At 68.9% G+C, this 4,626-nt stretch carries 5 protein-coding genes; 2 read left to right on the top strand and 3 right to left on the bottom strand.

What is annotated here, in order from left to right; translation table 11 throughout:
• Positions 1-38: 38 nt before the first annotated feature.
• Positions 39-1,319: an ATP-dependent Clp protease ATP-binding subunit ClpX gene (gene clpX, locus BIU90_RS03130; protein WP_071298782.1), complete on the bottom strand. Its 1,281-nt coding sequence runs from the start codon at positions 1,317-1,319 to the stop codon at positions 39-41.
• A gap of 212 nt (positions 1,320-1,531) precedes the next feature.
• On the opposite strand from clpX, the gene BIU90_RS03125 reads away from it, so the two are divergent.
• On the top strand, positions 1,532-2,269 hold the full coding sequence (locus tag BIU90_RS03125; RefSeq protein WP_071298781.1) for a YcnI family protein: 738 nt from the start codon (positions 1,532-1,534) through the stop codon (positions 2,267-2,269).
• A complete protein-coding gene (locus tag BIU90_RS03120; RefSeq protein WP_071298780.1) occupies positions 2,266-2,925 on the top strand; it encodes a copper resistance CopC family protein in 660 nt (219 codons plus the stop codon). Before BIU90_RS03125 ends, BIU90_RS03120 begins: the two co-directional genes overlap by 4 nt.
• Positions 2,926-3,182: 257 nt before the next feature.
• Here the strand turns inward: BIU90_RS03120 and BIU90_RS03115 are convergent, their stop codons facing one another.
• Both BIU90_RS03115 and BIU90_RS03110 read right to left on the bottom strand, forming a co-directional pair.
• Complete coding sequence (locus BIU90_RS03115) at positions 3,183-3,842, bottom strand: ATP-dependent Clp protease proteolytic subunit (protein WP_071298779.1); 660 nt, start codon at positions 3,840-3,842, stop codon at positions 3,183-3,185.
• A gap of 26 nt (positions 3,843-3,868) precedes the next feature.
• Positions 3,869-4,498 carry an ATP-dependent Clp protease proteolytic subunit gene (locus BIU90_RS03110; protein ID WP_071298778.1) on the bottom strand — a complete coding sequence of 210 codons (630 nt, stop codon included), beginning with the start codon at positions 4,496-4,498 and terminating at the stop codon, positions 3,869-3,871.
• Between the last annotated feature and the right edge of the window lie 128 nt (positions 4,499-4,626).

Here is a 4,626-nt window from a genome sequence, read left to right as displayed (position 1 = left end):
GGTACGGGGCCTGTCGCGTGGACGGCGGTGGCCGGCGACTACGCCGACTTCTCGATGCGCTTCGCCTGCTGACGCGGCACGATCGTCGGCGCCGCGTTCTCGAGCACGGACGCGCGGGTGACGACCACACGGGCGACGTCGTCGTCCGAGGGCACGTCGAACATGATCGGCCCGAGCACTTCCTCCATGATGGCGCGGAGGCCACGGGCACCCGTCTGGCGCAGCACGGCCAGGTCGGCGATCGCCTCGAGCGCGCCCTGGTCGAAGTCGAGCTCCACCCCGTCGATCTGGAACATCCGCTGGTACTGCCGCACCAGGGCGTTCTTCGGCTTCGTCAGGATCTCCATGAGCGCCGCCTGGTCGAGCTGCGACACCGTCGTGACGACGGGCAGACGACCGATGAACTCCGGGATCAGCCCGAACTTGTGCAGGTCCTCGGGCAGGACGTCGGCGTACAGGTCCTGGTGGTCGAGCGGGCTGTGCAGCTGCGCCCCGAACCCGATGCCGTGCTTGCCGACGCGCGAGGACACGATCTCCTCGAGCCCGGCGAAGGCGCCGGCGACGATGAACAGCACGTTCGTCGTGTCGATCTGGATGAACTCCTGGTGCGGGTGCTTGCGACCACCCTGCGGCGGGACCGAGGCGACCGTGCCCTCGAGGATCTTGAGCAGGGCCTGCTGGACGCCCTCGCCCGAGACGTCGCGCGTGATCGACGGGTTCTCGGCCTTGCGGGCGATCTTGTCGACCTCGTCGATGTAGATGATGCCGGTCTCGGCGCGCTTGACGTCGTAGTCGGCGGCCTGGATCAGCTTGAGCAGGATGTTCTCGACGTCCTCGCCGACGTAGCCCGCCTCGGTCAGCGCCGTGGCGTCGGCGACGGCGAACGGCACGTTGAGCCGCTTGGCCAGGGTCTGCGCCAGGTAGGTCTTGCCGCAGCCCGTCGGACCGATGAGCAGGATGTTCGACTTCGCGATCTCGACGTCGTCGCGGTCTTCCGCCGCGGTGATCGTGCCCTGCGCCCGGATGCGCTTGTAGTGGTTGTAGACGGCGACCGCCAGGGCCCGCTTGGCCGGGTCCTGCCCGATGACGTACTCCTGCAGGAAGTCGAAGATCTCACGCGGCTTCGGCAGCTCGAACTCGCCGCTGCCGGACTCGTCGCTGGCCTCGGCCAGGCGTTCCTCGATGATCTCGTTGCAGAGCTCGACGCACTCGTCACAGATGTAGACGCCGGGACCGGCGATCAACTGCTGCACCTGCTTCTGGCTCTTGCCGCAGAACGAGCACTTGAGGAGGTCCGCGCTCTCACCGATGCGTGCCATGCTCCGCGCCTTCCCTGGTCGACGTGCACCGATGCGCCGGTGCACGAGGTCGTCGTGGGACCGAGCCTAACCGCATCCGGCGACACTCACGGCGACGCCGAGCGCGTTTCCGACGGCGCGTTCGCCGTGGGCGTTGAGTGCTGCTAGGTTGGGCGTGCTGGTTCTACAAGTTGTAGAGCAAGCTGGAGCACACCGTGGAAGGAACCACCCTCATGCAGAAGCGCCTCGCCGTCGGCAGCGCCGCGACCCTCGCCGTCGCCGCAGCCATCGTCCTGGGCACCGCAGCCGCCGCCAGCGCACACGTCGAGGCGACGAGCACGAGCACCGCCGCGGACTCCTACACGACCGCCACCTTCTCGGTGCCCCACGGCTGCGACGGCTCCCCCACCACGAAGCTGCAGTTCCACATCCCGTCCTCGATCATCGAGGTCACCCCCACCGTGAACCCGAACTGGGACATCACGAAGACCACCGAGCCGTACACGAGCGCCTCGGCAGCGTCTGACGACGAGTCCGCAGCTGATGCCGGCGAGCGCGTGACCAGCGTCACGTACACCGCGAAGACCCCGCTCCCCGCCGACGAACGCGACACCTTCTCGCTGTCGTTCTCACTGCCCGACGGCAAGCCCGGCACCGTCGTGTCGCTCCCGGTCACGCAGACCTGCGAGCAGGGCTCGACCGAATGGGACCAGGCGCAGCAGGCGGGCAAGGCCGAGCCCGAGCACCCCGCTCCGTCGATCACCCTGACCGCGGCATCGGCGGCCACCGAGGGTGACGACGACGCGACCACCGCGTCGGACACCGCGACGACCGCGGCCGCCACCTCCGCCGCCAGCACGGACCCCGACCTGGTCGGCAGGTTCCTGGGCCTGGGCGGCCTGGTCCTCGGCGCCGCCGCCCTGGTCGTCGCGGTCGCGGCGACGCGTCGCCGCAGCAGCGGGACCAAGTGACCGACACGCGTCGCGACCACAGGACGGCCAGGAGGCTCGTGGCGGGCGCCGCCACGCTCCTCCTGGCCGTCGGTGGTGCGGTCCTCGGGCTCGCCGGCCCGGCGAACGCACACAACTACCTGATCGCGTCGACACCCGCGGTGGACGGCACGCTCACCGCGTTGCCGAAGTCGTTCGAGATCACCACGAACGACAAGCTGCTCGACATCGGCGGCACCGGGTCCGGGTTCGCGTTCCGCATCGTCGGACCGGACGGCCGCTACCACGAGGACGGGTGCGTCGCGATCGACGGACCCTCGATGACCACGGCCGCGTCGCTCGGCGCCTCCGGCAAGTACCAGGTCGAGTGGCAGATCGTGTCGGCCGACGGGCACACCGTGTCCGACCAGTACCCGTTCACGTGGACGGCGCCCGCCGGGTTCGCCGCCGCGAAGGGCTCCGTCAAGCCGCCGGCGTGCGCGAAGTCGGGTTCGGCGGGCTCGGACACGACGACGGGGACCGCCTCGGGCAGCTCGGACTCGAGCGCGTCCGATGCGCTCTTCATCGGCGCCGGCGGGATCGTCGTCGTCGGCGCGGTCGTCGCCGTGCTGCTGTTGGTCCGGCGCCGCCCGGCCCCCGCGCCCGACGCGGACGACGCCGACGGCACCGACGGCTGACGGCCGGACGACTCACGGGTCACCCACGGCGCCCGGACGCCCGGACGCCCGGACGCCCGGACGCCTCACGGGTCCCCCACGACGCCCGCCGAGGTGCCACGACTTGCCGCTCACGTCCTTCGCGGTGCGGCAAGTACCCGGTCCCGATGCTCGAGATGCCGAGATTGTGGAACCTCGGGGGGCGAGCGCGGCGGAGCGCCGTCCCACGCACGACGAAGGGCCCCGCACCACCTCGGTGCGGGGCCCTTCGTGTCGTGCTACTTGACGAGCGCCGGCAGGTTCTTCCGGCTCGTCAGGACCTGGTCGATCAGGCCGTACTCGACGGCTTCGGCCGCAGACATGATCTTGTCGCGCTCGATGTCGTGGTTGACCTGCTCGGCCGTCTTGTTGGAGTGCTTCGACAGCGTCTCCTCGAGCCAGGTGCGCATGCGGAGGATCTCCGCCGCCTGGATCTCGATGTCCGACGCCTGACCGCCACCCTGCTGGGTCGCGGGCTGGTGGATGAGCACGCGGGCGTTCGGCAGCGCCAGACGCTTGCCGGGGGTACCGGCAGCGAGGAGCACCGACGCGGCCGAGGCAGCCTGGCCGAGGCAGACCGTCTGGATCTGCGGACGGATGTACTGCATCGTGTCGTAGATCGCCGTCATCGCGGTGAACGAGCCACCGGGCGAGTTGATGTACATCACGATGTCGCGGTCGGGGTCCATCGACTCGAGCACGAGCAGCTGGGCCATCACGTCGTCGGCCGACGCGTCGTCGACCTGGACGCCGAGGAACACGATGCGGTCCTCGAACAGCTTGGCGTACGGGTCCTGCCGCTTGTAGCCGTAGGCCGTGCGCTCTTCGAAGCTCGGCAGGATGTACCGATCGGTGGGAGCCGGGACGTTCTGCGCGCCACCGAGCATGGGGAGATGCATTCTCGTTTCCTTTTCTACGGTGGGGATCAGGACTGGGCGTCGGGGTCGGCTGCCGGGGTGGGCGTCTCGCCGTCGCTGACGGTGCCGCCACCGCCGATGACCTCGGCGCTCGACGCACGGAGGTGGTCGACGAAGCCGTAGTCCAGGGCTTCCTGCGCCGTGAACCAGTTGTCGCGGTCGTTGTCCTTGAGGATCTGCTCGATCGACTTGCCGGTCTGCTCGGCGGTCAGCTCGGCCATGCGCTGCTTCATGTCGAGAATGACCTTCGCCTGCGTCTGGATGTCCGCGGCGGTCCCGCCGAAGCCACCGGACGGCTGGTGCAGGAGCACGCGGGCGTTCGGGGTGATGTAGCGCTTGCCGGGCGTGCCCGACGAGAGCAGGAACTGCCCCATCGAGGCGGCGAGGCCGATGCCCACGGTGACGATGTCGTTCGGCACGAACTGCATCGTGTCGTAGATCGCCATGCCCGCGGTGATCGAGCCACCGGGCGAGTTGATGTAGAGGTAGATGTCCTTCTCAGGGTCCTCGGCGGCGAGCAGCAGCAGCTTGGCTGCGATCTCGTTCGAGTTGTCGTCGCGGACCTCGGAGCCGAGCCACACGATCCGGTCTCTCAGAAGGCGGTCAAAAACACTGGGGTTCAGTGTTGCTTCGGCCATGGAAAAGCTCCCGTTCAGTTGTCGCTTGATGTCGAACTTATCGGTTGCAACGCACCACTTCGCGTGTGTTCGCTGTCGGCGGTGCGGGTGTCCGTCACCGTGGTGCAGACAGACAGGAGGCACGGTGC

The organism is Curtobacterium sp. MCBA15_001 (assembly GCF_001864835.1).
Classification (GTDB): domain Bacteria; phylum Actinomycetota; class Actinomycetes; order Actinomycetales; family Microbacteriaceae; genus Curtobacterium.
The sequence above is the reverse complement of the archived record's forward strand: the minus strand, read 5'-3'. Positions and strand labels throughout refer to the sequence as shown.

Coding starts and splice junctions, on each gene's coding strand:
- BIU90_RS03125 (WP_071298781.1), top strand. CDS start 1,532: ATGCAGAAGCGCCTCGCCGTCGGCAGCGCCGCGACCCTCGCCGTCGCC.
- clpX (WP_071298782.1), bottom strand. CDS start 1,319: ATGGCACGCATCGGTGAGAGCGCGGACCTCCTCAAGTGCTCGTTCTGC.
- BIU90_RS03110 (WP_071298778.1), bottom strand. CDS start 4,498: ATGGCCGAAGCAACACTGAACCCCAGTGTTTTTGACCGCCTTCTGAGA.
- BIU90_RS03115 (WP_071298779.1), bottom strand. CDS start 3,842: ATGCATCTCCCCATGCTCGGTGGCGCGCAGAACGTCCCGGCTCCCACC.